Source organism: Nakamurella leprariae (assembly GCF_016918035.1).
GTDB classification, from domain to species: domain Bacteria; phylum Actinomycetota; class Actinomycetes; order Mycobacteriales; family Nakamurellaceae; genus Nakamurella; species Nakamurella leprariae.
In genome coordinates, this window is the sequence record NZ_JAERWK010000021.1 from 88,636 (window position 1) to 112,666 (window position 24,031).

The window sequence follows — 24,031 nt, forward strand, 5'->3', positions numbered from 1 at the left end:
TCCGGACCAGGGAATGCAGCGGGGGCGGCACCGCGCCCGGTGCGGACCGATCCGGAGGCGGCCGCCGACCTGACCGCCGCGGCCGTGGCCGGACTGCTGGCCAACGGCGCCGAGTCCGAGCGGATCGCCGAGCGGGCCGCCCAGGTCGCGGGCGGTGCCGGCGGCACGGCCACGGTCACACTCGGCTGGAGCGAGTCGTCGGTGACCACCACGGTGCCCGGTCATCCGCCGGTGGAACGCCGGTTCTCGGCCGCCCCGTCGGTGGTCGGGATGAACCGCGTGGTGGGCATCGACCATGCGGTGAACGACTTCTCGGGCGGCCGGAAGACCGTCCGGGAGTCGCTGGCGGCGATCGACACCGCCCGTCGGCAGCCGCTGGCCAACGTCTGGTTGTTCGCCGCGGCCTGCGCGGTCGGCGCGTGCGCCCTGGCGGTGATCTTCGGCATCGACCACTGGCAGGGGCTGCTGGCCATCGCGGTGTCGGCCGGCCTCGGTGCGTTCGTGCGCCGCGGCATCGGCCGGCTGGGCGGGTCGAACTTCTGGCAGGCCGGGGTGGCGGCGTTCCTGGCCGGGCTGATCGGTGCTCTGGCCGTCGATCTCGACGTCAGCTCACCCCTGCGGCTCATCGCCGTGTGCCCGTGCATGGTGCTGGTGCCGGGACCGCACCTGCTGAACGGCGCGTTCGACCTGGCCGCGGGGCGGATCCCGTTGGGTCTGGCCCGGCTCACCTTCGCCACCGTCACCCTGGTCGCGATCGCGGCCGGCCTGCTGCTCGGCCTGGCCGCCGGCGGCGCGACGCTGGTCCTCGACCCGGCCGGGCGCGAGATCCCCATCGCTCTGGATGCTCTCGCCGGCGGCGTGGTCGCCGTCTGCTACGGCGTCTTCTACTCCGCGCCGCTGCGCATCCTGATCTGGCCGTTCCTGGTCGGCGCCGGGGTGCATGCGCTGCGGTGGGTGGCCATCTACCACTGGCACGTCGAATCCTGGGTCGGGGCCGGTCTGGCCTGCCTGGTCGCCGGGTTCGTCCTCGTCCCGGTGTCCCGCCGGCTGCAGCTGCCCTTCTCGGCCATCGGGTTCGCGTCGGTGGTGTCGTTGATGCCCGGGTTGTTGGTGTTCCGCACTCTGGCCGCGTTGTCGATGCTGCAGGACGCGACGGGGGCCCAAGCCACCGAACTCGTGCAGTCGGCGGTCGACAACGCCAACGTCGCCGCGCTCACCGTGATGGCGATGGCCATCGGGTTCATCGTGCCGACCGCCTGCTACGGGCTGGTGCAGCGGCTGCGGACCGGCACCCCGGTCTCCTGGTGAGGCGAGATGGTGAGGCGAGCGTGACCACCACGCACGACCGCGCGACGACGGGCCCCGGCCGGCTGCCGTTGGCGCTGAGCGTGGTGGCCGGCCTCACCGACGTCACCACCTTCGTGCTGCTGCACGGGGTGTTCAGCGCCCACATCACCGGCAACCTGGTGGTGCTGGCCGCCGATGTCGGCACCGGCCGGTCGGTGAACCTGGCGTCCGTACTGGCCATCCCGTGCTTCGTCGCGGTCGCCGCGCTGGTGACCGCGGTGATCACCCGGTCGGCGCGGCCGGCTGCGTCCTGGACCGTCCCGCTGCTGACCGCGCAGGCGGTGCTGCTGGCCGGCGCTGCCGCCGTCGGCATCGGCTTCCGGGTCTCCACCCACCCCGGCACCGCTCTGGCCGCGATCACCGGCCTGCTGGCCGTGGCGGCCATGGCCGTGCAGAACGCCCTGCTGCACGTGGCCGTGCCCGGCTCACCGACCACCGCAGTGATGACCGGCAACGTCGTGGAGGCCACCGTCGCCGGCGTGCGGGTGCTGCTGGGGAGGGCCGGCAGCCGGTCGAGCGGACGTGGCCCGGATCCGGCCGACCGGGCCGCCTGGCGGCGGACCTGGCCGCTGCTGACCGGGTTCCTGGCCGGCTGTCTGGTCGGGGCCGCGGTGTGTGGGGCGGTCGACGATCTCGGCTCGCTGGCGCCCTTCGCTGCCGCGCTGGTGGTGGTGCTGGTGCCCGCGCTGCGCAACCGGACCGCCGTTCGGGCTCCCGCGGACCGGACCAGCTGACGGCTCAGCTGCCGGTGGCCATGCCCGGCTCCGGCCACACCCCGTGCTCCTCGACCCACGCGCGGCGCTGGTCGTACGGGGTGTTGACGTAGCTCTGCATGAGCTCGATGGCCTGCGGCTGCAAGCCGGCCTTGAGCCATTCCTCGGCCTCGATGCGCAGGCCCTCGGCGATCGGCAGGTTGCCGCCGCGGACCACCGACCGCTTGGCCGCGGCGAGCGCCGCCGGTGACTGCCGGGCCAGGCCGGAGGCGACCTCGATGCCGCGGGCCTTGGCGTCGTCGGCCAGTTCGTTCACGATGCCGAGTTCCAGCGCTCCCTCGGGTGAGACGTACCGGCTGCGCAGCAGGAAATCGAGGGCCCGCCCGTGGCCGATGATCTTGGTGAGCAGCTGCGACCCGGTGCCGGTCAGGATGCCCAGCGCGGCCTCCGGGAAGCCGACCCGGAAGTCGCCGCGCTGCATGATGCGGATGTCGCAGTTCAGCGACAGTTCCAGCCCGGCCCCGCCGGCGTCTCCGGTGATGGCCGCGACCACCGGTTTGTCCAGGTAGGTGATGGCCTGCAGCAGCGCGTTGCGGTTCGCGAAGCGCTCCGGGTGATGGGCGCGCAGGTGGTCGAGATCAGCGGCGCGCTCGAGGACCTCCTCCACGCTGAAGTGGGTGATGTACTGCCCTTCTGGCGCGCCGGTGATCACCACCGCCCGCACGTCCGGGTACCGCCAGCGGGCGACGAGCTCGCCGAGCTCCGCGGTGGCCTGGCCGGTGAAGTAGTTCATCGGGGGGTTCTCGTAGGCCGCCACGAAGACGCCGTCGTCGCGCAGCTCGGTCCGGAAGAGATCCATCGCGGCACGGTAGCGGGCGGTGGTCGGGTGAGGTCCGCGGCCCGACGGATCGCAGCCATCGTCGACGCGCCGCCCATCACCACCCACGGCCGATCATCGCCAGCAGGGCGCCATGTCCTCGTACTGGACCACCGCCAGCCAATCGTCCGAGGTCGGGGCATCGGGTGTCCCGGACGGTCAACCGCGTGTGCCGGCTTGCCCCCGTGCTCCCGGCTCCACTCCGACTCGGGTCGAACGGCAGGCTGATCCGATGCCATGCCGCTCGAAGAGCCCATCCAGGCCTGACCTGAGTCCACACCGGGCGACGGTGACCGGGCGGCTCTGGGTCACAGTCGCCGATCCGCCAGGACGGGGAACGCCTGTCGATAATCCTCGAGCTCGTCCAGATCGATGTCGACCGTCAGCACCTCCTCGCCGGCACCGGCTCGGGCGAGCACCTCACCGCGAGGTGAGATGACTTGGCTGTGGCCGCCCAGCTCGACTCCGCCGTGGGTGCCACCGGTGTTGCACTGGATGACGAACGCCTGGTTCTCGATCGCCCGGGCCCGCCCAAGGACCTCCCAGTGTTCGCGCCGTGCAGCCGGCCAGGCAGCGGGGATCGCGAAGATCGTCGAACCGACCGCAGCGAGCTGACGGAACAGTTCGGGGAATCGCAGGTCGTAACAGGTCGCCAGCCCCAGGGTGATCCCACCGGGATCGTGTTCGTGGCCGAGCAGGGCGGTGCTGATGCTCGTTCCCGGGTCGATCAAGGTGGGCTCGCCCTCCCCGAACCCGAACGGATGGATCTTCCGGTACTGGGCGATGCATGACCCATCTCGGCCGAGCACGATCGAGGTGTTCCACAACCGCCGGCTGCCCGGCTCTCCGCTGCGCGGTCGGCCCTCGGCCGCCCGCTCGAGGATCGACCCGGCGTGCACGAAGGCACCCACTTGGGCTGCCGCCTCGGCGAGCAGTGAGACGGTGGGGCCGTCCAGCAGTTCAGCACGCTCAGACCACTCCGCGAACGTGAAGTAGCCGGGCGCCCAGAGCTCGGGCAGCACGATCAGGTCCGCGTCGCGTTGCCCCCGGACGAGGTCGGCGACTCGATGGACACGGTCGGTGACCGACTCGCGATCGTCGTAGGCGACCTGCACCACCCGGACCCGGAGCACCCGCCCCGCTGCCCCAGCCCGACTCATGACTCGCCTCCACTGGCCGCTTCCGTGCCGGCGGACTCGATCCATCGCGCGCCCCCGATGGTTGTTGCCGCGCCGTGGTCATTGCGCTCGACCAGGGAACGGTCGCTGATCGCGTGCCAGGTGCGGTTGTGGTGGACCAGTGGCCGCCCGTCCCGGCCCGGCTCGTGCTCGCCCTGTGTGCCCGATTCCAGCGCGTGCACGACGACGATCGTCGCGGTCCCGACCTCGAACCGATGGACCGTCCGTCCCCGGATCCAGGACCGGGCTGCGTGGAACAACGGCTCCCCTGTTGGCAGCCGGGTCCACTGTTGAGCATCGGGGAACCGGTCGACGCCGCTGGTGGCGCCCAACTCGGCCAGGTGGAGCTGGTCGGCGCCCAGGAGGTGGACGACGAGCGTCTCCGCTCGGTGGATGACCGGCGACACCGATGACCGCCCGGGCAGCGAGAACATCAGCAGGGGCGGATCGGCGCTGACCGAGCCGACGGAGGTGACCGTCAACGCCACCGGAGCCGTCCCGTCATCGGCCGTGATGAGCGCGACGCCGGCCGCGTGGTTCCGGAAGATGTCCCGGAAGACGTCCGGGCTGAGACCGTGTTCCTCGTGGAGGATCTCCACTGTGCTCGTCCCTGTCTCGTTCATTTCCGCCACCAGATCACCCGTCTCGCCGTCCGTCCCGACGACGGCGCTTCGCGAGAGACACTCACACCGACTGGAGGGCGGCGAGCTTCTCGCGGACCAGCGGCAGCACCTTCTCGCCGAAGACCCTGATGTCCGGCACGTAGTCGACGAAGGTCATCAGCACACCGGCGACCCCCGTGTCGCGCTGCATGGTGGCGATCTGCTCGGCGACGCTCTCGTAGGAGCCGTGGAGGACGGGGAAGCTCATGAAGGTGAGGTTGCCCTCCTCCGGAGGAGCGGTGAGTCCCGCGATGAAGTGCGCACTCGTGCCACCGGACTCCGGGTCGAGCGCGGCGCTGCCGGCGACGTTCTTGAGCGCCTCGGTGTCCTGACCGTCGACGATCCGCTGGGTCTTGGCGCGGGCCTCCTCGTCGGTCTCCGCGGCGATCACCGTGAACAACGCGTAGGTGCCGACGGTGCGGCCCACCCGTTCGGCCTCCTGCACCATCGGCCTGGTGATCTGCGGCAGCAGCTCCCGGTCGCCGAAGACGAAGTTGTAGTCGCCGTAGTGGGCGGTGTACCGCTGGCCGGCCGTCGACTGGCCGGCCGTGACGATCGGGAGCTCGCGACCTGAGCTCGGCAGGCAGGTGGCGTCGTTGATGGTGAAGAACTCGCCGTTGAAAGTGGTGCGGCCGTCCCGCCACAGGCCGCGGAGGATCTGCACGTACTCGGCGGCGTAGTCGTAGCGGCGCTCGTAGTACTCGTCGCCGGGCCACAGGCCCATCGGGTCGTACTCCGGACGGTTCCAGCCGGTCACCAGGTTGACCCCGCCGCGGCCCTTGGCGATCTCGTCGAACGTCGCCAACTGGCGGGCTGCGATCACGGGAGGGATGCCCAGGATCGGCACGGTGGCGAAGACGTCGATCCTGCTGGTGTTGGCGGCGATGCCCGTGGCCAGGACCACCGAGTCCAGGCACCCGTCCCAGTAGCCGGTCTTCCCACCGAAGCCGTGGTACTTGATCATCGACAGCACGAAGTCGAGACCGACGCGCTCGACCTCCTGGGAGATCTCCAGGCAGTGCTCGAACGTCGGCTCGTACTGCGGCGCGTTCTCCGAGATGATGTACCCGTTCTGCCCGTTCGGGAGGAACACTCCGAGCTTCATTGCACTCATTGCTGCACTCCTGTTCTTCGTGAGGTGGCGCGTGCTCGACTCGGCGGTGCCGAGGACCCGAACGCGCAGGGTAGGGCGGCTCGTTCAGTTCGCGGGTTCGGTCGCAACCCGGCGGTACGGAGCCGCTGCCGGCACGTGCATCGCCGAGTGCTGTCGCAGGACCGGCCGGAGCCCGGCGTACAGGCCGCTGGCGACCACCACGGTGGCGATCGGACCCCAGGTCGCGCCCCACTCGAAGGCGCTGGTGAGCACGATGCCGACGACCGTCGCCACCACCCACGCGATCAGGCCGGGAACGTTGGCACGGCGGTAGTGCTCGTCCCCGAGCGAGCCGTGCTCCTCGGTGCGCGACCGGTTGAGCAGGATGTGGGTCACGGCGATCGCGACCCAGCCGCTGACCAGGACGCCCTGCCAGGCGAGCGCCTGCAGCAGGTACTGCGTGATGGGCAGCAGCATCAACGCGTAGATGATCACCGAGGAGACCACCACCCAGAATGCCGAGGGCAGCCTGGCCCCGAAGAGCCGCTCACCGAACTCCCTGAGGTTCGCTGCCCCGATGTAGTAGTTGGCGGTGTTGATCCGGGTCTGGAACACCAGGATCAAGATCAGTCCGACCGGTCCCATCAGGGTGACCAGTCCGCCGGACAGGCCGGCCTCGGAGACCTCCAGGCCGGGGATGGTGAACGTCAGGAAGATGCCGACCAGGGCGTTGATGCCGTAGGTCACCACCCAGAACAGCCAGGTGAAGGTGTACCGGGTGTGGAAGCGGACGTCCTTGCGCTTGCCCAGCGCGGCGTAGTCCATGACGTACATCATCAGGACCCAGACGCCCAGGTAAGCGGAGAAGGTCGCGAGCCAACCGGGGCCGCCGTTGGCCAGCGGGAGCTCGGGACCGGGGGTGTGGGTCAGCCAGGCGTCCGAGAAGCCGTGGCGGACGCCCGCCCACACCACCATCACGACCAGACCGATGATGTACAGCGGGAGCAGCCAGCCATTGAGCTTGTCCAGGAACCGGCGGACCCCGCCGAGGATCAACGGCGTCGAGTAGGCGACGACGATGAGGCTCCACAGCCACTTCTCGCCGCCGAACGCGGCCTGGAAGGCGTAAACCACGATGGCACCCTCGAACACCGCGTAGTAGATCGCGGTGAGCGCCAGGATGACCGCCGCGATGACGGTTCCGATTCGTCCCAGGATGGTGCGGGAGAAGCGTGCGACGGTGGTGCGGTTCCTGATCGAGTGCTTGGCCAGGACGTGGTTGATCAGGCTGTAGACGATGATGGTCAGGGCCAGCCCGATGATCGCGTTGGCCGTCCCGAACGCCACAGCCATCGCTGCACCGATGTAGAGCATGAACATGGCACTGGCGATGCCGTAGAACGCCATGAACAACGACCATCGACCCATCTGGTCCTCGTCCTTGGCGGACAGACCCATGGCGTCGGTGACTTCGACGGTGTCGTGGGGACCTGTGAGATCCATCGGATTTCCTTCCTGGGGGCTGGAACGAGCTGGCCGCGGCGCCGTGATCGGGATCGTGCCGACCGGCGTGGGGTTCCCCGTGCCCCCGTCGGTCGGCAACTCATCCGTCGATGCGCTCGCGGGATGTGCGACGTGTCCGGGGAGAGTGGTAGCCGTCCAGAGTGGAAGCCGTTCCTCGCGAGAATGTCTCCCCGGGGGTGGATCAGGTCAGGCGCAGGGCGACCGGTCGGATCGGGGCCCCGGTCGCGCCTTTCAGTCGGACGGGCGCCGCGATGACGCAGAACTCATTGACGTCGTCGGCCGAGAGTTCCTCGAGGTTGAGCAGTTCGATCATCGGCACACCGGCCTCGGCCAGGAAGTGGCAGTGGACCGGCAGCCAGTTGTCCTCGTGCTGGCTCGGTCCCACCTCGACGCACTCCTGGTCCGCGCCGACGACGCTGATGTGCTGCGCGGTGAGCCACCGCGCGGCCTCCAGGCTCAGTCCCGGAGGGTTGCCCAGGGTCTTCGATCCGTCGGGCCAGTATGACATCCGTCCGGTGCGCACGAAGACGACGTCGCCCTCGTTGATTGACAGACCGGTCCTGGACAGTTCGTCCTCGATGTCGGCCACGGTGATCGCATACGAGTCCTCTAGACAGACAACGCCTTTGAGTTTGGCGATGTCCAGCAGGACCGTGCGGGCGATGATCGGGGGGATGACGTCGACGCCGCCCTTGGTCCAGTTCCGACTGCCCAGATGCTCCCGATCCGAGAACCCGTTGTAGATGTGACCGTCGATGCCGAAGTGATTCAGCGCGTCGATGTGGGTGCCGGTGTGGGTGTAGAGGAACACGACATCGCCCGAGTAGCAGACATTGCGGTTGACCTGCTCACCGACACCGTTCAGGTTGTCGACGACCGTGCCATCGGGGGTGTGGCTCATGAAGATCTGGTACGACGGGTCGCCGGCGGCCTGGAAGCTCGGCATGCCGACGAAGTAGTCGACGCTCAGGTCGTACACCTTGGCGGGATCGACGCGGGTGAGGGTGTTCGTCTGATGGGCGGCTGCCAGGAAGTTGACCGCGCCGAGCTCGTCGTCAGGTCCGAACGGACTGGCTGCGACCTTGATGCCCGCCTTCACTGCGCGGCGCCGTCGCGAACGAAGTCGACCACAGCGCGGCTGCGGACCCTGGGGAGCAGCTGCGCCACGATCTCGTTGTGGAACGGATCGATCGAGTAGGCCTCCAGGTCCTCCCAGGAGGCGAAGTCGGTGATCAGTGCGCCGTCCCAGGGATCACCGTTGTCGTTCGGCTCGCCCTGATGACCGCCGAGCTCCCAGCTCTTGATCATCGGCAGGCGATCCGACAACTGGACCAGCAGGTCGAGCACGGGCTGTCGCTCCTCGGGTGCTGCTGCCTGCCACATGAAGATGTGCCTGATCATCGGTGACCGTCAATCCTTCCGGCGCACGGAACCGTGCGGCTCGATGGTGCTGTGTGGTGTGCGACAGAGTGTGTGAGGCGTCGCCGTATCAGTCCAATGCATGGTTTTCATCTCACCGATCGACGAGGATGATGCATCTATGGACCTGCAACAGCTTCGCTACGTCATCGCCGTCGCCGAGGAGGCCAGCTTCACCCGTGCGGCAGCGAGGTGCTTCGTGGCCCAGTCCGGCCTGAGCCACCGGGTCAAGAGCCTGGAGGACGAGTTGGGGGTCGCGCTGTTCAGCCGTACGAGCCGACGCGTCGAGCTCACCGCCTCGGGAGAGGCTTTTCTGATCTCCGCACGGGCCAGCCTCAACGCCGCTGACCGGGCCGCTGCAGACGCAGTGGCAGCGGCCGGGCAGATCCGCGGACGTCTCCGGGTCGGCGTCATCCCCACCGTGACCGCCGTCGATGTCTCGACGGCGTTGAAGGCCTTCCGACAGGAACATCAGCACGTGCAGATCGCTCTGCAGGTCGCCGGAAGCGACGAACTGGAGACAGCCATCGAGCGCGGCGACATGGACGTCGGGATGCTCGGGCTGCCCGAGGGTCGGGAACCGCGGGGCGTTGCCTGGCGCGACCTCGGCTCCGATCGTCTGGTGGCCGTCGTCAACTGCGATCACCGACTCGCACAAGTACGTGAGACGACGCTCAGCGAGATCGCTCGAGAGACGTTCGCCGATTTCCCGGCCGGCACACCGGCACGTGCCGAGAGCGACCTCGCCTTCGCCGCAGCCGGTGTGCACCGGGAAGTGGCGTTCGAATCGATGGCGATCGGTCTGACCATCGATCTCATCCGTCAGAACCTGGCCATCGCCTTGTTACCGTCCCGGTACGCGCCTCACAATCCCTCGCTCGCGCGCTTGTCGATCGCCGACGGACCCTCCCGGGTGGAATATCTCGCGTGGAGCAACTTCAATCCCAGTCCTGCCGCCCAGGCGTTCCTGTCGATCATCAACGACGGCGATTCCCTGTGAGGTGAGGCCTGTCCGGCTGACGATCCATGGCCCCCGACATCCTCCGGTGGCGTTCTGGGACGCGGTCACCAGGAGGACGAATCGGTACTGGGAAATGGCGGACCACTCAGGCCGCACCGGTGCGAGCGATCCGAGACCCGCTGTCGCCACCGGCATCCGCCGCGGTCACGGGGCACGACGACCTCCCGGGTGGAACTCACCAGCCTCGCCGGTCACGATGGCACCACCGTGTGCGCCGGCCAGCCACTGGGCGTGGTCGCCGGTCCGAGGGCGGTCACGGCGGGTCAGCCGTGCACGGCCAGCACGAAGTCGAGCGCACCCGTCGGCATCCCGCGCCCGTCCCGCCGTGGCCAGTGCACGCTGATCTCGTCGAACCCGAGATCATCCAACTGCGCGACGGTCCCGGCGTACCGAGCCCGACTCTCGAACGGCCAGTGGGCGTCCAGATCCAGCAACGCGATGCGGTGCACGTCGTCCGCGGGGCGACCGGCGGCGGCCAGCGCCGCGGTCAGCCGCTCCGACTGCTCCCCCAGCGCGGCGAACCACCCGTCTGCGTCCACCTCGACGCCGTACGGCCCGAAGGTGACCCAGGCCTGCCCGTACGCGGCGACCGCGCCGAGCGCCTTCGGTCCCGCGCCGGCCACCGTGAACGGGACCCGCGGCTGCTGCACGCAGCCGGGCAGCTGCCGGGCGTCCACCGCGCGGTACCGCGGCCCGCGCACCGTGGTCTCGGCCTCGCGCAGCAGCTGATCGAGCAGACCCAGCCACTCGGCGAACCGCTCGAACCGCTCCCGCCGGCTGATCGGTTCGTCGCCCAGCACGGTCGCGTCCGGGCCCTCGGTGCCGGCACCGACGCCGACCTCGAGCCGGCCGCCGCACAGCTGGTCCAGTGTCATCAGTTCCTTGGCGAACGGCACCGGGTGCCGGAAGTTCGGGGACGCCACCTGCAGGCCGAGCCGCACCGTCGTCGTCACCGCCGCCGCCGCGGCCAGCAGCGGCACGCTGCCGTACCAGGGCCCGTCCCGCAGCGTCGGCCAGCTCAGGTGGTCGTACGTCCACACCGTGCCCACCCCGGCCGCCTCGACCGCGCGGACGTCGTCCAGGAATGCCGACACCGGATGCCGATCCGGCAGCACGACGGCCGAGAGCGCAAGCGTCATGCGGCCGAGCCTGCCAGCTCAGCCCGGTCCGGCGCCTTCGGGGCTGCGCCGTGTGGCGAACGCCTTCCGCTGCACGGCGAAGGCGTCGGCCAGCGGCCCGATGTGCTCGAGCTCGTCGGGATCGGTGACCCCGCGGATGGTGGTGATCCGTCCGTCGAGGATCTCGAAGGCGACCGTGCTGAGCACACGGCCGTCCCGGTCCCGCACGATCGCGCCGGCTGACCGTTCACCAGGTGGAGGTCGAGCGTCGCGCCGACCCGCACGAACGGCAGCGCGACCGAGCCGAGCAGCCGCGCCACCGTGCCCGCCCCGACGAAGCGCCCCGACCCCCACAGCGGCCCCTTGCCCCCGCCGTCGGCCACCATGATCACGTCGGCGGCGAGGAGCTCGCGCAGTGGGTCGACGTCCGCGGTCCGCATGGCGTCCAGGAACCGGTCGGCCAGGCGCCATCGCAGGCTCCTTGTCGTCCGGTCGCTCGATCGGCGCCACCGGACACGGGACGAGACAGCCGCCGCGGATGTGACGCGCGGGGGGCGGGTCGGGACCGGCAGTCATCCGGTCGACCGGCGGATGGGATCCTGAGGTTGACGATCGGAGGGGATGGCGCGGGTGCAGGGTCAGGGGACGATCGCTGCCCACGTCGCGGTGCTGGGCCTCGGCCCGGCCGGGCGAGCCGCGCTGCACCGGCTGACCGCGCGCGGCGTCGACGCGATCGGCATCGACCAGGACCCCACCCGGCCGTGGCGCCCGACCTACGCGGCCTGGGCCGACGAGATCCCCGGCTGGGTGCCGCCCGCCGCGATCAGCACCACGAGCCCGGCCAGCGCCTGGGCCCTGTCCGAGCACCGCGCGGCGCGCGACTACTCGGTCTTCGACACCCGCGGTCTGCAACGGGCGCTGTCCTGCCCCGACGACCGGGTGCTCACCGGCCGGGTGGTCGGTGCCGACGGACACGACGTGTCGTTGGCCGACGGCCGCACGGTGCGCGCCGGGATCGTGCTGGACGCCCGCGGCAACCGGCCGGACGTGCACCGGGCCCAGCAGACCGCCGTCGGGGTGGTGCTGCGGCGGACGGACGTGCCCGTGCTGGACCGGACCTGGTTCATGGACTGGCGGCGGGACAACGGCACCGGCCCGGGGGATCCGCCGTCGTTCCTCTACGTGGTGCCGCTGGACGACGAGCGACTGCTGGCCGAGGAGACCTGCCTGGTCGGACGGCCGGCGCTCAGCGAGCGGGAACTGCGCCACCGGCTGCACGTGCGACTGGCCGCCCGCGGCGTGCGACTGACCGGCGACGAGACCACCGAGACGGTGCGCTTCTCGGTCGAGCCGGAACCTGCGGATCCCGCCGGGTCCGGCCCGCTGCGGATCGGGGCGCGCGGCGGGCTGATGCACCCGGCCACCGGCTACAGCGTCGCCGTCTCCCTGGACATCGCCGAGCGGCTCAGCGTGGCGGTGGCCGACGGCGCCGCGGACCTGGACGCCGTGATCTGGACCCCGGCGGAGCGACGGGTGCACCGGCTCCGCACCACCGGGCTGACCACCCTGCTGCGGCTGCGTTCCGACCAGGTCCCCGCGTTCTTCGAGGCGTTCTTCCGCCTGCCCCGCGGCCTGCAGCGGGCCTACCTGTCCCGCCGCGACCGCCCCACCGCGACCATGGCCGCGATGATGACCATGGCCGCGACCATGCGGCCGTCGCTGACCCGGATCGCCGTGTCGTCGGCGATGGGTGGACCGGCGAAGGACCGTTGACCCAGGGCATCGCGGGTGCCCGGCGGGATCAGCTGGGCCACCGGCAGTCCGCTGCACACACCGGGTCGACGCGTTACCCAGGTTGCAGCGTGTGTGACGCGTCGAGTCGGTGTGTGCCGTGATCTCGTGGTCACCGCCGTGCCCGTAGCACCTGCCCGATCCCCACGATCCCGGCGGCGATCCACACGCCTGCGCTCAGCCCGGCCGGCCACCGCGCCCGGGTGGTCGCCGCGGCGGCACAGGTCGCCGCCGCGCAGATGGCGAACGTCGGCCGTTCGGCCACGGTGATCCGGTCCGGGACGTGTCGGACCCGGCGCAGCGTGTCCACCCCCCAGGCCAGCCCCGCCGCGGTGGCCGCAGCCCGGCTCGGCGCGCCCCGGCGCCACAGCACCGCGGCGAACGCACCGTCGCAGAGCCGGTCGGCCACCGCGTCGGCCAGGGCGCCCGAGCGGGTGGCCCGGTCCCCGACCACGGCCGTGGCCCCGTCCAGCCCGTCGCACAGTGCCGCGCCGATCACCGCGACGGCGGCCGGTCCGGGCCGGTCGCGGGCCAGCGCCACGGCCCCGCCGGCCAGCGCCACCCCCGCGGCGGTGACCGCGGTGGGCGGGATCCCGGCCCGGGACAGCACCCGGCCGCCGGCCCACATCAGGCCCAGCCAGCGGCGCACCAGCGGGACGGCGGTCGGGTCGATGCCGTGGTGCAGTGACGACCAGCGCTGGCCGAGGTCACCCGCGGGGTCGTGCGGTCCGGCTCCGGCTGCGGTCACGGCGACAGTGTTCCCGCACACCGGGTTCCCGCACACCGGCCGGCGTCACCGCCGTCGCACTGGGTACCCGATCACCGTGCGCGTCGCGACGTTCAACATCGCCTCGGGCCGCGGCGCCGACGGGGTCTTCGATCTGGACCGGTTCGCCGCGGTCATCGCCGGGCTGGACGCCGACGTCCTGGCCCTGCAGGAGGTGGACCGGGACCAGCCGCGATCCGGCGGCGCGGACCTCACCGCGTGGGCGGCCTCGGCCATGGGCGCGGTCGCGCAGGTCTTCGCGCCCACGCTGTTCGGCACCCCCGGCGACCGGTGGACGGCAGCCGGCGGGACGAACCGGGCCGGGCCCGCCTACGGCTGCGCGCTGCTGAGCCGCGTCCCGCTCCGCGACCTCGAGATCCTGCGCATCCCGGCCGCCCCGGTGGCCGTGCCGCTCTGGGCGCCGGGCGTGGGCCGAGTGGTGCTGCGCGAGGAACCACGGGTGGCCATCGTGGCCCGGGCCGAGCTCCGCGCCGGCGCTCCGGTCACCGTGGCCGCCACCCACCTGCCGTTCGTCCCCGGGTGGAAGCACTGGCAGCTGGCCCGGCTGGCCCGGGAACTGCAGTCCCGTCCCGATCCGCTGCTGTTGCTCGGCGATCTCAACGTGCAGGCGGCCGCCACCCGGCTGACCGGCTACCGGGCGCTGGCCCGGGCGCCGACCTTCCCGGCCGCCCGGCCGCGGCTGCAGCTCGACCACGTGCTGCTGCGGGGGCCGCTGGACGCCCTGGGCCGGGTGACGGCCACCGCGGCGCCCGCGGTCACCGTCTCGGATCACCGGCCACTGCTGGTGGACGTCGACGTGGGCGGAGCGGGCGGAGCGGCGGGCTGAACAGCCGGCTGCTCCTCGGTTGTGGTCACCGGGGCGCCGGTCCGTCGCTCGTGCAGGACCAGGGCCAGCAGGTAGCCGCCGACGAAGACCAGGTTCTCCAGGTAGATGAAGAAGCTGAACGCGGCGACCACGGCCGCCGGGGCGTAGCCGCCGAAGGCGTGGTCGAAGCCGCCGATGAACCGGATGGCCAGCGTGTAGCCGATCAGCTGGCCGGCCAGCCACGACGCTGCCCAGAACGCCGACCACAGCAGCGCAGCCGGGCGCAGCCGCGTGCTGGCGAACAGCCGGTACACCACCAGCAGCGCCCCGAACAGCGGGAAGAACATCAGGTTGAAGGCCACGAACACGCCGAGCAGCCGGGCGCCCGTCCCGGTGCCGAACCCGTCGAACAGCGGCAGCACCGGCCCCGCGACCAGCAGCATGATGAGCACGGCGATGAGGGTGAGCAGCGGCGTCAGCGCGCGGCCGCGCAGCGCCCGCGGGTACCGCTCGCGGGCCCGGGAGAACCGTTCCAGGCCGCGCACGAAGCCCTCGGCGTACAGCGACACCGGCAGCAGCGCGAGCAGCACCGTCCACCACGGCGCGGCCACCGCCTCCCGGGTGAACTCGACGACGCTGGCGTCCAGGCCGAGCGGTCCGGGCACGAACTGGGCGATACCGGCCGCCGCCCGTTGCACCCGCTCCGGTCCGAGCAGCCACGCCGCGACCCGCGCCCCGATGGCCAGCAGCGGCACCAGTCCGAACGCCGCGGAGCAGGTCAGCGCCGCGGCGACGACCATCATGTCGGACCGCCGGGCGAGCCGACGGACGTCGCGGACGGTCTCCCGCACCGACGCCAGGAGCCGCCGGGGACCGCTGACGGAGGTCACGATCGTCGCGTCGTGGCGTCAGCGAGCCGGTCTGCGGGTACAGCCGTCGACGTACCGTCGCGGTGGGCAGGGATCACGCTGACTCCTCGCGGGGACGACCGATCGGACGGACGCAGGATCGACGCCCACCCGTCCGGTGGGCGCCCGGCCGGCGCCCGGGACGAGTACATCCGCACCGATACCCCGTTGGTACCGGTCCCAACGACGAGGAGCAGTGATCACCTCCGGCACCCGGTCGCGCACGAGCGTCACCCGCCTGGTCCCCCTGCTCCGTCCCGCCGTGTCCCACCGTCCTCGGCCGGCGGGGCTGGCGCTGGCCGTGCTGACCGTCGTCGTCGTGGGCCTGCAGATTGCCTGGCCGTTGGCCGAGGGCACGTCGAACCAGCGGCTGACCGTCCTCATCGTGGTCGGGTTCGCGGCACTCACGGTGCTGCACGTGGCCATCAGCCGCGGGCCGGCCCGGGCCGTGCTGTACCTGCTCGTCACCGCGGTGCCGGGGTTCCTGGTCGAGGTGCTCGGGACGCACACCGGCATCCCGTTCGGCGACTACACCTACTCTGACGTCATCGGGCCGCGGCTGCTCTCCGTCCCGATCGTGGTCGCGCTGGCCTGGACGATGCTCTGCTGGCCGGCCGCCTGCGCCGCCCGCGCGCTGGTCCGGTCGCCGCTCGGACGGGTGCTGCTGGGCGCCTGGGCCACGACCGCCGGCGACCTGTTCCTCGACCCGCAACTCGTCTCGCTCGGCGCCTGGACCTGGCACGACCCGTCTCCGCATCTGCCAGGCGTGCCGACCGTGCCGCTGTCCAACTACGCCGGCTGGCTGCTGGTCACCCTGGTGCTGTCGGCCCTGGTCCAGCTGGTCACCGGGCCGGCCCGGGCCGGCCGCCCGGGTCGTCTCGGGGACGGGTACGGCGTCGGGCTCTACCTGTGGTCGTGGGTGGCCTGGGCGACCGCACTGTTCGTCTTCCTCGACCAGCCGGCCGCGGCCGGCTGGGGGTTCCTGGGCATGGGCACCGTCGCCGTCCCGTTGGTCGTGGTGCTGGTGCGGCGGGCGTGCGCCGCCCCGACCGGGCTGCTGGCCGTCGCGCCCGGACGATCTGAGCGGCGGCCCCGGTGAGCCGCGGGCAGTGGCTGCCGGGGCGGGACGCGGCGGCCGTCCGGCATCCCGGGACACCGGGTCGGTTGCGGGACGACCGCGAGCACTCCGTGGTGGTGGTCGGCGGCGGTGTCGCCGGACTGGCCGCGGCGACCGCGCTGGCCGAACGGGACGTGGCCGTCACCGTGGTCGAAGCCCAGGACCGGCTCGGCGGCCGGGTGCGGGCCTGGCCGGCTTCGCAACGTCCGGACGGCGCCACCGGGACACCGACGAGCATGAGTCGTGGCTTCCACGCCTTCTTCCGGCAGTACTACAACCTGCGCGGCCTGCTGCGCCGCACCGATCCGGCCCTGGAACGGCTGCGTCCGCTGGCCGATTACCCGTTGGTGTCCCGGGCCGGGTACCAGGACTCGTTCGCCCGCATCCCCCGCACACCGCCGCTCAACCTCATGGCGTTCGTGCTGGCCAGCCGCACGTTCACGCTGCGCGACCTGCGTCGCATCGACACCGATGCGGCGGGTGAGCTGCTGGACGTCGAGTTCCCGCGCACCTTCACCGACCACGACGGCGAGAGCGCGGCGGCGTTCCTGGACCGGATGCGGTTCCCGCCGGCCGCGCGGCATCTGGCCCTCGAGGTGTTCGCCCGCAGCTTCTTCGCCGACCCGGCCGAGTTCTCGGCCGGCGAGCTGATCGGCATGTTCCACACCTACTTCCTCGGCTCGGCCGAGGGGTTGCTGTTCGACGTGCCCGACGACGACTACGACACCACCCTGTGGGCGCCGCTGGGCGCGTACCTGACCGATCGCGGCGCCGGGATCCGCACCGGAACGGCGGTCACCGCGGTGCGGTCCGGGGCCGACGGGGTCGTCGTCGACACCGCGGCCGGACCGCTGCACGCCGACGCCGTGGTGGTGGCCACCGATCGCGCCGCCACCCAGCGGCTGCTCGGCGCCCCGGACGCGCTGCGCGCCGATCAGGAGTGGCGTCGGCACCTGCTGTCCGGCCGCTCGGCGCCGCCGTTCGCGGTGTGGCGGCTCTGGCTGGACCGCCCCGCCCACGCCGACCGGCCGCCGTTCCTGGGCACCGCCGAGTACGGCTGCGTGGACAACATCAGCCTGGTCGACCGGTTCGAGGACGGCGCCGCGAGCTGGGCACAGCGCACCGGCGGGTCTGTGGTCGAACTGCACGCCTATGCGCTCCCGGCCCAGGCCGACCACGACGCGGTGCGCGCCGAGATGCTCGCGGTCCTGGCCGAGCTGTACCCGGAGCTGGCCGGCGCCCACGCCGTCGCCGACTCCTACCTGGTCGAGGACGACTGCCCGCTGGTGGGGACGGAACCGTGGGCGTCCCGGCCCGGGGTGGTCACGCCCGATCCGCGGGTGGTGCTGGCCGGCGACGGGATCCGCTGCGAGTTCCCGGTCGCGCTCATGGAGCGGGCCGCCACCACCGGCTTCCAGGCCGCCAACCGGTTGCTGGCGGGCTGGCAGCTGGCCGGGCACGACCTGTGGACCGTGCCGCTGGGCGCCCGGACCTGGCTGGCCCGGCACGCCGGACGGGCCGCCGCCCGTCGCACCGGCTCCCCGGCGGCGGCCGCCCCGGTCCGGGGCTGAACCCGTGACCTCCGGGCGGCCGGTCCGTCGGGTGCTGCGTCGTCTGGTCAGCCATCAGGTCAGCCGGCTGGTCCACCGCCTGGTCACCGTGGGCGCCACGCTGTCCGCGCTCGGCGCCGTGCACGCGGCGGTCAACGCGCGATTGCTGCGCCGGCCGGGCGGCAGCGGCACCGTGCTGCCCGCCGTGTCCGTGCTGGTCCCGGCCCGGGACGAGGCCGAGCGGATCGAGGATTGCCTGGCCGGGCTGCGCGGGCCGCACCAGCTGCTGGTGCTGGACGACGAGTCGACCGACGGCACCGGCGAGCGGGCCGCCCGCGGCGGCGCCACGGTGCTCCCCGGCCGGCCGCCGCCGGCCGGCTGGCTGGGCAAGCCGTGGGCCTGCGAGCAACTGGTGGCCGCGGCCGACCCGGCCAGTGGGGTCCTCGTCTTCGTCGACGCCGACGTCCGGCTCGTCCCGGGCGCGGTGGACGACGCGGTGCGGCTCCTGCTGGACGCGGACCTGGACATCGTCTGCCCGTTCCCGCGGCAGCTGGCCGTGACCGTCGGCGAGCGGCTGGTGCAGCCGCTGCTGCAGTGGTCCTGGCTGACCACGCTGCCGCTGCGCGCCGCCGAGCGCTCGCCGCGGCGGTCGCTCAGCGCGGGCTGTGGCCAGTTCATCGTGGTGCGACGGTCGGCGCTGGTCCGGGCCGGTGGGTTCGCCGCGGTCCGCGACTCGGTGCTGGAGGACGTCGCCCTGGTCCGGGCGGTCAAGGCGGCCGGCGGCCGCGGCGGCGTGGTGGACGGCACCGACCTGGCCTGCTGCCGGATGTACGACGACTGGCCGGCGCTGCGGGACGGCTACGGCAAGTCGCTGTGGTCGGCGTTCGGTTCCCCGGCGGGGGCGGTCGGGGTGCTGCTCGGGCTCGGGCTCGTCTGGGTGCTGCCGGCGGCGGCCGCGCTCACCGGATCCCGCGTCGGGCTGGCCGGCTACCTGGCCGGGGTCGCCGGCCGGATCGTCGCCGCTCGCCGCACCGGTGGCCGGATGCTGCCCGACGCGGCGGCCCACCCGGTCTCGGTGGTCGCGTTCGGCGCTCTGCTGGTCCGATCCGTCGTGCTGCGACGGCGGGGGGCGTTGTCCTGGAAGGGCCGGACCGTCGCCCCGGCCGGCCACGTCCCGTGAGCGGTCCGTTCGGTCCGATGGTCGGAGCCCACGCTCCCTCATCCCAGTCCACGCCGAGTGACGCTGCGCCGCGGTGCGCGGCGACCTGGAGCCCGAGCGGCGAGACCACCCAGCGCCATGGGGATCCAGTGCGAGGCGACCCGGTAGAGCAGCACGGCGGCGGTCGCCGCCGCGGCCGGGGCGCCCAGGCTGACCAGCCCGCCGATCAGCACGACCTCGACGATGCCGACGGCACCCGGGGTGACGGTGAACTGCCGGGCGGCCTGACTGCCCAGGTGCAGGGTCGCAGCCTGGACCAGGGTGACGTCGATCCCGAAGGCTGTGCACACCACCAGCAGGGCGGCCAGATCGGCGACCCACGTGAGCGCCCCGAGCACGATCGACCGCGCGACCACCGAGCCCGGCAGCGCCCGCAGGTCGCGCCCCGTGGTGCGCAGCGCTTCCACGGTCCGCTGCCACCCCGGCGGCCGGTGACGGTCCGGGGCATGGCCGGGATGCCGGCGCCGGACCAACCGGGCCGATCCGACGAGCAGCGGCCCGACGGACCGGCAGGCGGACCCCCTGCCCGTCGGACCGAGTGGTCAGCGACCGGCGTGCCCGACCTCGTCGAAGTCGTCGACGTGGGTCTCCGCGGCGTGCTGCCGGCGCTTGCGCGCCGACGGCGCGGCCAGCGCGGCGAGCAGGGCCAGCGCACCGACGACGGCGCAGGCCCAGAAACCGAGGCTGAACGAGGCGTCCGACGGCGCGCCCTGCGGAGTGATGTCGGACGAGATCAGTGCGGCGATGACGGCGGTGCCGATGCTGCTGCCCACGGTCCGCACCACGGTGTTCGCGCTGATCGCCTCGCCGGTCTGGGCCGCGGGCACGCTCTCCACGATGGCGTTGGACGTGGCCGCCAGGGCCATGCCGATGGCGATGCCGGTGAGGATGCCGGAGACCACGATCTGCCAGATCTGCCCGTGACCGATGGCCGGGACGGCGAAGGCGACGGTGACCGCGACCGCCCCGACGATCATCGGGATCTTCGGGCCGACCTTGCGGATCAGCGCGCCGGCGATGACGCCGGCGATGACCATGGCGACGACCGTGGGCAGCAGGAACAGTCCGGACTGGCTGACCGACTTGCCGAACCCGTAGCCGAGCACCGAGGGCAGCTGCAGCAGGGTCGGGATGAGGATGAACGTCCCGAACATGGCGAAGCCGAAGGTGAGCGCGACCAGGTGCGCGGTCCACACGCCGGAGTTGCGGAACAGCCGGATGTCGATGAGCGGTTCGGCGACCCGCAGCTCCACGAATACGAAGGCGACGAGCAGCACGACGCCGGCGACGAGCAGGCCGATCGTCCTCCCGCTGCCCCAACCCCAGTTCGCGCCCTCGCTCACCGCGAGCAGCAGCGCCACCAGGCCGACGGACAGCACGGCCGTGCCGAGCAGGTCGAGCCGGCCGGGGGTGCGGACCGGCGACTCCGGCATGCCGAAGATGGTGCCGAGCAGGGCGATCAGCACCAGGACGGCCGGCAGCCAGAACAGCCAGTGCCAGGACAGGCCCTCCACGATCGGGCCGGCGGCCACGATGCCGACACCCGCGCCGATCCCGAAGATGGCGGACAGCAGGCCGATGGTGACGCTGACCCGCTCGCGCGGCAGCTCGTCCCGGACGATGCCGATGGACAGCGGCAGCACCGCACCGGCGGCGCCCTGCAGGACCCGGCCGATGATCAGCACCCCGAGGTTCGGGGCCAGTGCGGCCAGGATCGCCCCGGCCAGCAGCAGGGACAGCACCACGATCATGATCTTGCGTTTGCCGACCATGTCGCCGAGCCGGCCCAGGATCGGGGTGAGCACCGAGGCGGACAGCAGGTAGGCGGTGAGCACCCAGCTGGCGCTGCCGGCCGAGACGCCGAGGTCGGCGCCGATGGTGCCGAGCGCCGGCGCGACCAGGGACTGCAGCACCGCGAAGGACAGCCCGCCGAGCGAGAGGTACAGGATGATCGCCGTGCTGCGGGAGCGCGGTCCGGAGGTCGTCGGGACGGCCGCCGACGCCGGGGTCGAGATGGTGGACACGGGACTCCTCGTCCAAGTAAACAACTGCTGACTTGAGTCACGATCCGATAGTTGGTTGCAGAAATCAACGAAATCGGCCGAGGCGTGGCCGAGATCGCACCGACGAGGAGGCACGCGTGGGTGACCCGGAGCCGCCGCGCGCGGCCGGCCGTGACGCGGCCGGGACCCGGTCCGCGTTGGTGCGGGCCGCCCGTCGGCGGTTCGCGACCGAGGGATACCGGGGCGCGACCGTCCGCACCATCGCCGCCGACGCGGGCGTGAACGTGGCGCTGATCAACCGCTACTTCGGGTCCAAGGAGGGCCTGTTCGAGGCCTGCCTGCGCCGATCGGTCGACCAGCTCGACCCGCAGGGCCGCACCGCCCCGGGCGACCTCGACCGCGTCGTCACCCGGGTGGTCGGTCACCTGGCCGACCTGCCGAACGCCGACGATCCGCTGCAACTGCTGTTGCTGCTGCGCTCGTCCGGCGACGAACGCGCCGACGCCATCCGCCGCCGCATGCTCGAGCACCACACCGAGCAGTTCGCCCGCGTGGCCGGCTGGCAGCCAGACGATCCCGCCACGGCGCCGCTGCTGCTGCGCGCCCAGGTGGCGCTCGGCTCCGTGCTGGGCCTGGTCATGCTGCGGACCGCGATCGGCGTGCAGCCGATCAGCTCGGCCTCGGCCGACGAGCTGGTCGCCACCCTCGGTCCGCTGTTGCGGACCCTGCTCGCGCCCTGACGCCGTCGCCACCAGCCCACGGACCGCCGCATCTCACCCCGCGGTGGCGAGGCGGAACCCGCCACGCGCGACCACCATCCGCTGATCCCGGCGGCGACGCCGCGGGGATCGGAGGGGAGATCGATGACTCAGCAGCGGACGCCGGTCATGCCGGTCGAGCACCTGACCGTCCCCTGGGGGCCTCGGCGGCGTGGGAGGCGCAGTTCGTCCGGATGGCGGAGGACTTCGACGACCCGCACCAGGGGTGGCGACGGTTGTTCTCGGAGGTGTCCGGCGCCCACCTGAATCCGGCGGTCAGCGTGGCCTTCGCGCTGCGCCGTGACTTCCCGTGGCGGGTGCCCGGGGTACGTGGTGGCCCAGCTGGCCGGAGCCACACTGACGGCGCTGTTCCTGCAGGCGGTGATCGACGTGTCGGCGTCGAACGGCGCCAACCACCCGGCCGCGGACGTCTCCGACTGGACCGCGTTCCTGATGGAGGCGGTGCTGACCTTCGGGTTGGTCAGCGTCATCCTGGGGACCGCGGCCGGGGCCCAGAACGTCGGCGTGGCCGGCGCGCTCGGCGTCGGGTCGTCCATCGCGGCGGCCGGTCGGGACGGATCGGACGGCGCGGCCCGGCCGGCCGGGCCCGGATCGAACTGAGCCCGGCGGCCGGACCCGGTTCAGTCCCGTTTCCGCGGGGCCATGTCCCGGTCGAGCACCAGCCCGTCCCGCATCTCCCGGGGCGCCAGCACCCGGGCCAGGTGCCAGCCGACGATGGCCACGATCGAGCCGAGGGCGATGCCGCCCAGCACGAAGTCGTCGCCGATCCGCCACTGCACGTCGCCGATGCCGATGATCACCCCGGCCGCGATCGGCACCAGGTTGACCGGGTTGCCGAAGTCGACGCGGTTCTCGATCCAGATCTTGGCGCCGAGCAGACCGATCATCCCGTAGAGCACCACGGTGATCCCGCCGAGCACCCCGCCCGGCGTCGCGTTCACCACCGCGCCGAACTTGGGAACCAGGCCGAGCAGGATGGCCACCACCGCGGCCACCCAGTAGGCCGCCGTCGAGTACACCCGGGTGGCGGCCATGACGCCGATGTTCTCCGCGTACGTGGTGGTCGGGGCGCCGCCGACGGCCGAGGCCAGCGTGGTGCCCAGGCCGTCACCGAGCAACGCGCGGCCCATGTACGGATCGAGGTCGTCGCCGGTCATCTCGGCCACCGCGCGGACGTGCCCGGTGTTCTCGGCGATGAGGGCGATGACGCCCGGCAGGGCCAGCAGGATGAACGACAGGTGGAACTCCGGCGCATGGAAGTCCGGCAGACCGAACCAGGCGGCGTCGCCGACCGCGTCCAGGTTGACCCGGAAGTGCGGCTCGGTGTTGCCGGCGCCGTCCGGGAAGACGATCTGGCCGGAGATCCGGTCCAGCACCCAGGACAGCACGTACCCGAAGACCAGGGCCAGGAACACGGCGATGCGGGAGAAGAACCCGCGGAACGCCACCGTGGCGATGAGGGTGAACAGCATGGTCACGATGGCGACGCCGGGGTCCTGCGGCCAGTACGTGCCGCCGACCACCGGGGCCAGGTTGAAGCCGATGAGCATGACGACCGCGCCGGAGACGACCGGCGGCAGCACCCGCCGGATGACCGCGCCGCCCGCGAAGTGCACCAGCACGCCGACCAGGGCCAGCACCACGCCGGCGACCAGGATGGCGCCGGTGATGCTCGCGGTGGTGCCCCCGCCCGCGGTGATCGCCGCGGCCACGCCCACGAACGACGCCGAGCTGCCCAGGTAGGACGGGATCTTCCCGTTCACCACCAGCAGGAACAGGATGGTGCAGACGCCGGACAGCATGATGGCCAGGTTCGCGTCCAGCCCCATCAGCAGCGGGAAGACGAACGTCGCACCGAACATGGCCACCACGTGCTGGGCGCCGATGCCGATGGTCTTCGGCCAGGGCAGCCGTTCCTCCGGCCGCACCACCGCGCCCGGCGGCAGGGACCCTCCGGACCCGACGACCTTCCATCCCCAGATGGCCATGGCTCAGCTCACTTCCTCGTCGCCGGACCCCGGTGGTTCCGGGCCTGCCTGCGCCTGCAGCAACCTAGGCGGTGCGTGCGTCGGTCGTGTTGCGACGCGGGGCGTCATGCCGCGCCGGCCTTGGGGGCGGGT

The 24,031-nt window shown here is 72.2% G+C and carries 24 protein-coding genes; 10 read left to right on the forward strand and 14 right to left on the reverse strand.

The window, feature by feature from the left end; translation table 11 throughout:
• Positions 1 to 39: 39 nt before the first annotated feature.
• Together JL106_RS16470 and JL106_RS16475 are read left to right on the forward strand one after the other, a co-directional pair.
• Entirely contained in the window at positions 40 to 1,308 is a 1,269-nt protein-coding gene (locus JL106_RS16470; protein WP_205261831.1) for a threonine/serine exporter family protein, read from the forward strand.
• A gap of 20 nt (positions 1,309 to 1,328) precedes the next feature.
• Positions 1,329 to 2,081, forward strand: a complete 753-nt coding sequence (locus tag JL106_RS16475; RefSeq protein WP_205261832.1) for a YoaK family protein — start codon at positions 1,329 to 1,331, stop codon at positions 2,079 to 2,081.
• Positions 2,082 to 2,085: 4 nt separating this feature from the next.
• Here JL106_RS16475 and JL106_RS16480 read toward each other — a convergent pair whose 3' ends face one another.
• The 7 genes from JL106_RS16480 to JL106_RS16510 all read right to left on the reverse strand — a co-directional run bounded on the left by JL106_RS16480 (position 2,086) and on the right by JL106_RS16510 (position 8,795).
• Complete coding sequence (locus tag JL106_RS16480) at positions 2,086 to 2,919, reverse strand: enoyl-CoA hydratase/isomerase family protein (protein ID WP_205261833.1); 834 nt, start codon at positions 2,917 to 2,919, stop codon at positions 2,086 to 2,088.
• Positions 2,920 to 3,245: 326 nt separating this feature from the next.
• Positions 3,246 to 4,097 carry a carbon-nitrogen family hydrolase gene (locus tag JL106_RS16485; protein WP_205261834.1) on the reverse strand — a complete coding sequence of 284 codons (852 nt, stop codon included), beginning with the start codon at positions 4,095 to 4,097 and terminating at the stop codon, positions 3,246 to 3,248.
• Positions 4,094 to 4,738, reverse strand: a complete 645-nt coding sequence (locus JL106_RS16490) for a flavin reductase family protein (RefSeq protein ID WP_205261836.1) — start codon at positions 4,736 to 4,738, stop codon at positions 4,094 to 4,096. The genes JL106_RS16485 and JL106_RS16490 overlap by 4 nt, the downstream gene beginning before the upstream one ends.
• A 61-nt stretch (positions 4,739 to 4,799) precedes the next feature.
• The gene (locus tag JL106_RS16495) at positions 4,800 to 5,891 is read right to left on the reverse strand and encodes an LLM class flavin-dependent oxidoreductase (RefSeq protein ID WP_205261837.1); all 1,092 of its coding nucleotides are present in this window, start codon (positions 5,889 to 5,891) and stop codon (positions 4,800 to 4,802) included.
• A gap of 84 nt (positions 5,892 to 5,975) precedes the next feature.
• Complete coding sequence (locus JL106_RS16500; RefSeq protein WP_205261838.1) at positions 5,976 to 7,373, reverse strand: purine-cytosine permease family protein; 1,398 nt, start codon at positions 7,371 to 7,373, stop codon at positions 5,976 to 5,978.
• A 202-nt stretch (positions 7,374 to 7,575) separates the two neighbouring features.
• Positions 7,576 to 8,493, reverse strand: a complete 918-nt coding sequence (locus tag JL106_RS16505; protein ID WP_205261840.1) for a cyclase family protein — start codon at positions 8,491 to 8,493, stop codon at positions 7,576 to 7,578.
• Entirely contained in the window at positions 8,490 to 8,795 is a 306-nt protein-coding gene (locus JL106_RS16510) for a Dabb family protein (protein WP_205261841.1), read from the reverse strand. The genes JL106_RS16505 and JL106_RS16510 overlap by 4 nt, the downstream gene beginning before the upstream one ends.
• Positions 8,796 to 8,934: 139 nt before the next feature.
• Between JL106_RS16510 and JL106_RS16515 the strand changes: the two genes are divergently transcribed.
• On the forward strand, positions 8,935 to 9,813 hold the full coding sequence (locus tag JL106_RS16515; RefSeq protein WP_205261842.1) for a LysR family transcriptional regulator: 879 nt from the start codon (positions 8,935 to 8,937) through the stop codon (positions 9,811 to 9,813).
• A gap of 284 nt (positions 9,814 to 10,097) precedes the next feature.
• Here the strand turns inward: JL106_RS16515 and JL106_RS16520 are convergent, their stop codons facing one another.
• On the reverse strand, positions 10,098 to 10,973 hold the full coding sequence (locus JL106_RS16520) for an LLM class flavin-dependent oxidoreductase (protein ID WP_205261844.1): 876 nt from the start codon (positions 10,971 to 10,973) through the stop codon (positions 10,098 to 10,100).
• An 18-nt stretch (positions 10,974 to 10,991) separates the two neighbouring features.
• Positions 10,992 to 11,159, reverse strand: a complete 168-nt coding sequence (locus JL106_RS16525; protein WP_205261845.1) for a hypothetical protein — start codon at positions 11,157 to 11,159, stop codon at positions 10,992 to 10,994.
• Positions 11,160 to 11,573: 414 nt separating this feature from the next.
• Here JL106_RS16525 and JL106_RS16530 point away from each other — a divergent pair, with 414 nt between their 5' ends.
• On the forward strand, positions 11,574 to 12,725 hold the full coding sequence (locus tag JL106_RS16530; RefSeq protein WP_205261847.1) for a lycopene cyclase family protein: 1,152 nt from the start codon (positions 11,574 to 11,576) through the stop codon (positions 12,723 to 12,725).
• Positions 12,726 to 12,855: 130 nt separating this feature from the next.
• On the opposite strand, the gene JL106_RS16535 is transcribed toward JL106_RS16530, so the two are convergent.
• Complete coding sequence (locus JL106_RS16535) at positions 12,856 to 13,491, reverse strand: CDP-alcohol phosphatidyltransferase family protein (protein ID WP_205261849.1); 636 nt, start codon at positions 13,489 to 13,491, stop codon at positions 12,856 to 12,858.
• 76 nt (positions 13,492 to 13,567) lie between these two features.
• Here JL106_RS16535 and JL106_RS16540 point away from each other — a divergent pair, with 76 nt between their 5' ends.
• The gene (locus JL106_RS16540; RefSeq protein WP_205261851.1) at positions 13,568 to 14,356 is read left to right on the forward strand and encodes an endonuclease/exonuclease/phosphatase family protein; all 789 of its coding nucleotides are present in this window, start codon (positions 13,568 to 13,570) and stop codon (positions 14,354 to 14,356) included.
• Here JL106_RS16540 and JL106_RS16545 read toward each other — a convergent pair.
• Positions 14,299 to 15,225, reverse strand: coding sequence for a YhjD/YihY/BrkB family envelope integrity protein (locus tag JL106_RS16545; RefSeq protein WP_205261852.1), 927 nt, complete (start codon positions 15,223 to 15,225; stop codon positions 14,299 to 14,301). The two genes, JL106_RS16540 and JL106_RS16545, sit on opposite strands and share 58 nt — an antisense overlap.
• Positions 15,226 to 15,505: 280 nt before the next feature.
• On the opposite strand from JL106_RS16545, the gene JL106_RS16550 reads away from it, so the two are divergent.
• From JL106_RS16550 to JL106_RS16560, 3 genes are read left to right on the forward strand one after another with little or no spacing between them, the layout of a single operon-like run.
• Positions 15,506 to 16,342 carry a carotenoid biosynthesis protein gene (locus tag JL106_RS16550; RefSeq protein WP_205261853.1) on the forward strand — a complete coding sequence of 279 codons (837 nt, stop codon included), beginning with the start codon at positions 15,506 to 15,508 and terminating at the stop codon, positions 16,340 to 16,342.
• Positions 16,339 to 17,931, forward strand: coding sequence for an FAD-dependent oxidoreductase (locus JL106_RS16555; RefSeq protein WP_205261854.1), 1,593 nt, complete (start codon positions 16,339 to 16,341; stop codon positions 17,929 to 17,931). Before JL106_RS16550 ends, JL106_RS16555 begins: the two co-directional genes overlap by 4 nt.
• A 31-nt stretch (positions 17,932 to 17,962) precedes the next feature.
• Entirely contained in the window at positions 17,963 to 19,090 is a 1,128-nt protein-coding gene (locus JL106_RS16560; RefSeq protein ID WP_205261855.1) for a glycosyltransferase, read from the forward strand.
• 38 nt (positions 19,091 to 19,128) lie between these two features.
• On the opposite strand, the gene JL106_RS16565 is transcribed toward JL106_RS16560, so the two are convergent.
• Entirely contained in the window at positions 19,129 to 19,536 is a 408-nt protein-coding gene (locus JL106_RS16565; protein ID WP_407940186.1) for a flippase-like domain-containing protein, read from the reverse strand.
• Positions 19,537 to 19,671: 135 nt separating this feature from the next.
• Entirely contained in the window at positions 19,672 to 21,153 is a 1,482-nt protein-coding gene (locus JL106_RS16570) for an MFS transporter (protein WP_205261858.1), read from the reverse strand.
• A gap of 116 nt (positions 21,154 to 21,269) precedes the next feature.
• Here JL106_RS16570 and JL106_RS16575 point away from each other — a divergent pair, with 116 nt between their 5' ends.
• Positions 21,270 to 21,872 carry a TetR/AcrR family transcriptional regulator gene (locus JL106_RS16575; protein ID WP_205261859.1) on the forward strand — a complete coding sequence of 201 codons (603 nt, stop codon included), beginning with the start codon at positions 21,270 to 21,272 and terminating at the stop codon, positions 21,870 to 21,872.
• A 318-nt stretch (positions 21,873 to 22,190) separates the two neighbouring features.
• Complete coding sequence (locus JL106_RS16580) at positions 22,191 to 22,511, forward strand: aquaporin (RefSeq protein ID WP_205261860.1); 321 nt, start codon at positions 22,191 to 22,193, stop codon at positions 22,509 to 22,511.
• 20 nt (positions 22,512 to 22,531) lie between these two features.
• Here JL106_RS16580 and JL106_RS16585 read toward each other — a convergent pair whose 3' ends face one another.
• Complete coding sequence (locus tag JL106_RS16585) at positions 22,532 to 23,899, reverse strand: uracil-xanthine permease family protein (RefSeq protein ID WP_205261861.1); 1,368 nt, start codon at positions 23,897 to 23,899, stop codon at positions 22,532 to 22,534.
• Positions 23,900 to 24,031 lie beyond the last annotated feature (132 nt).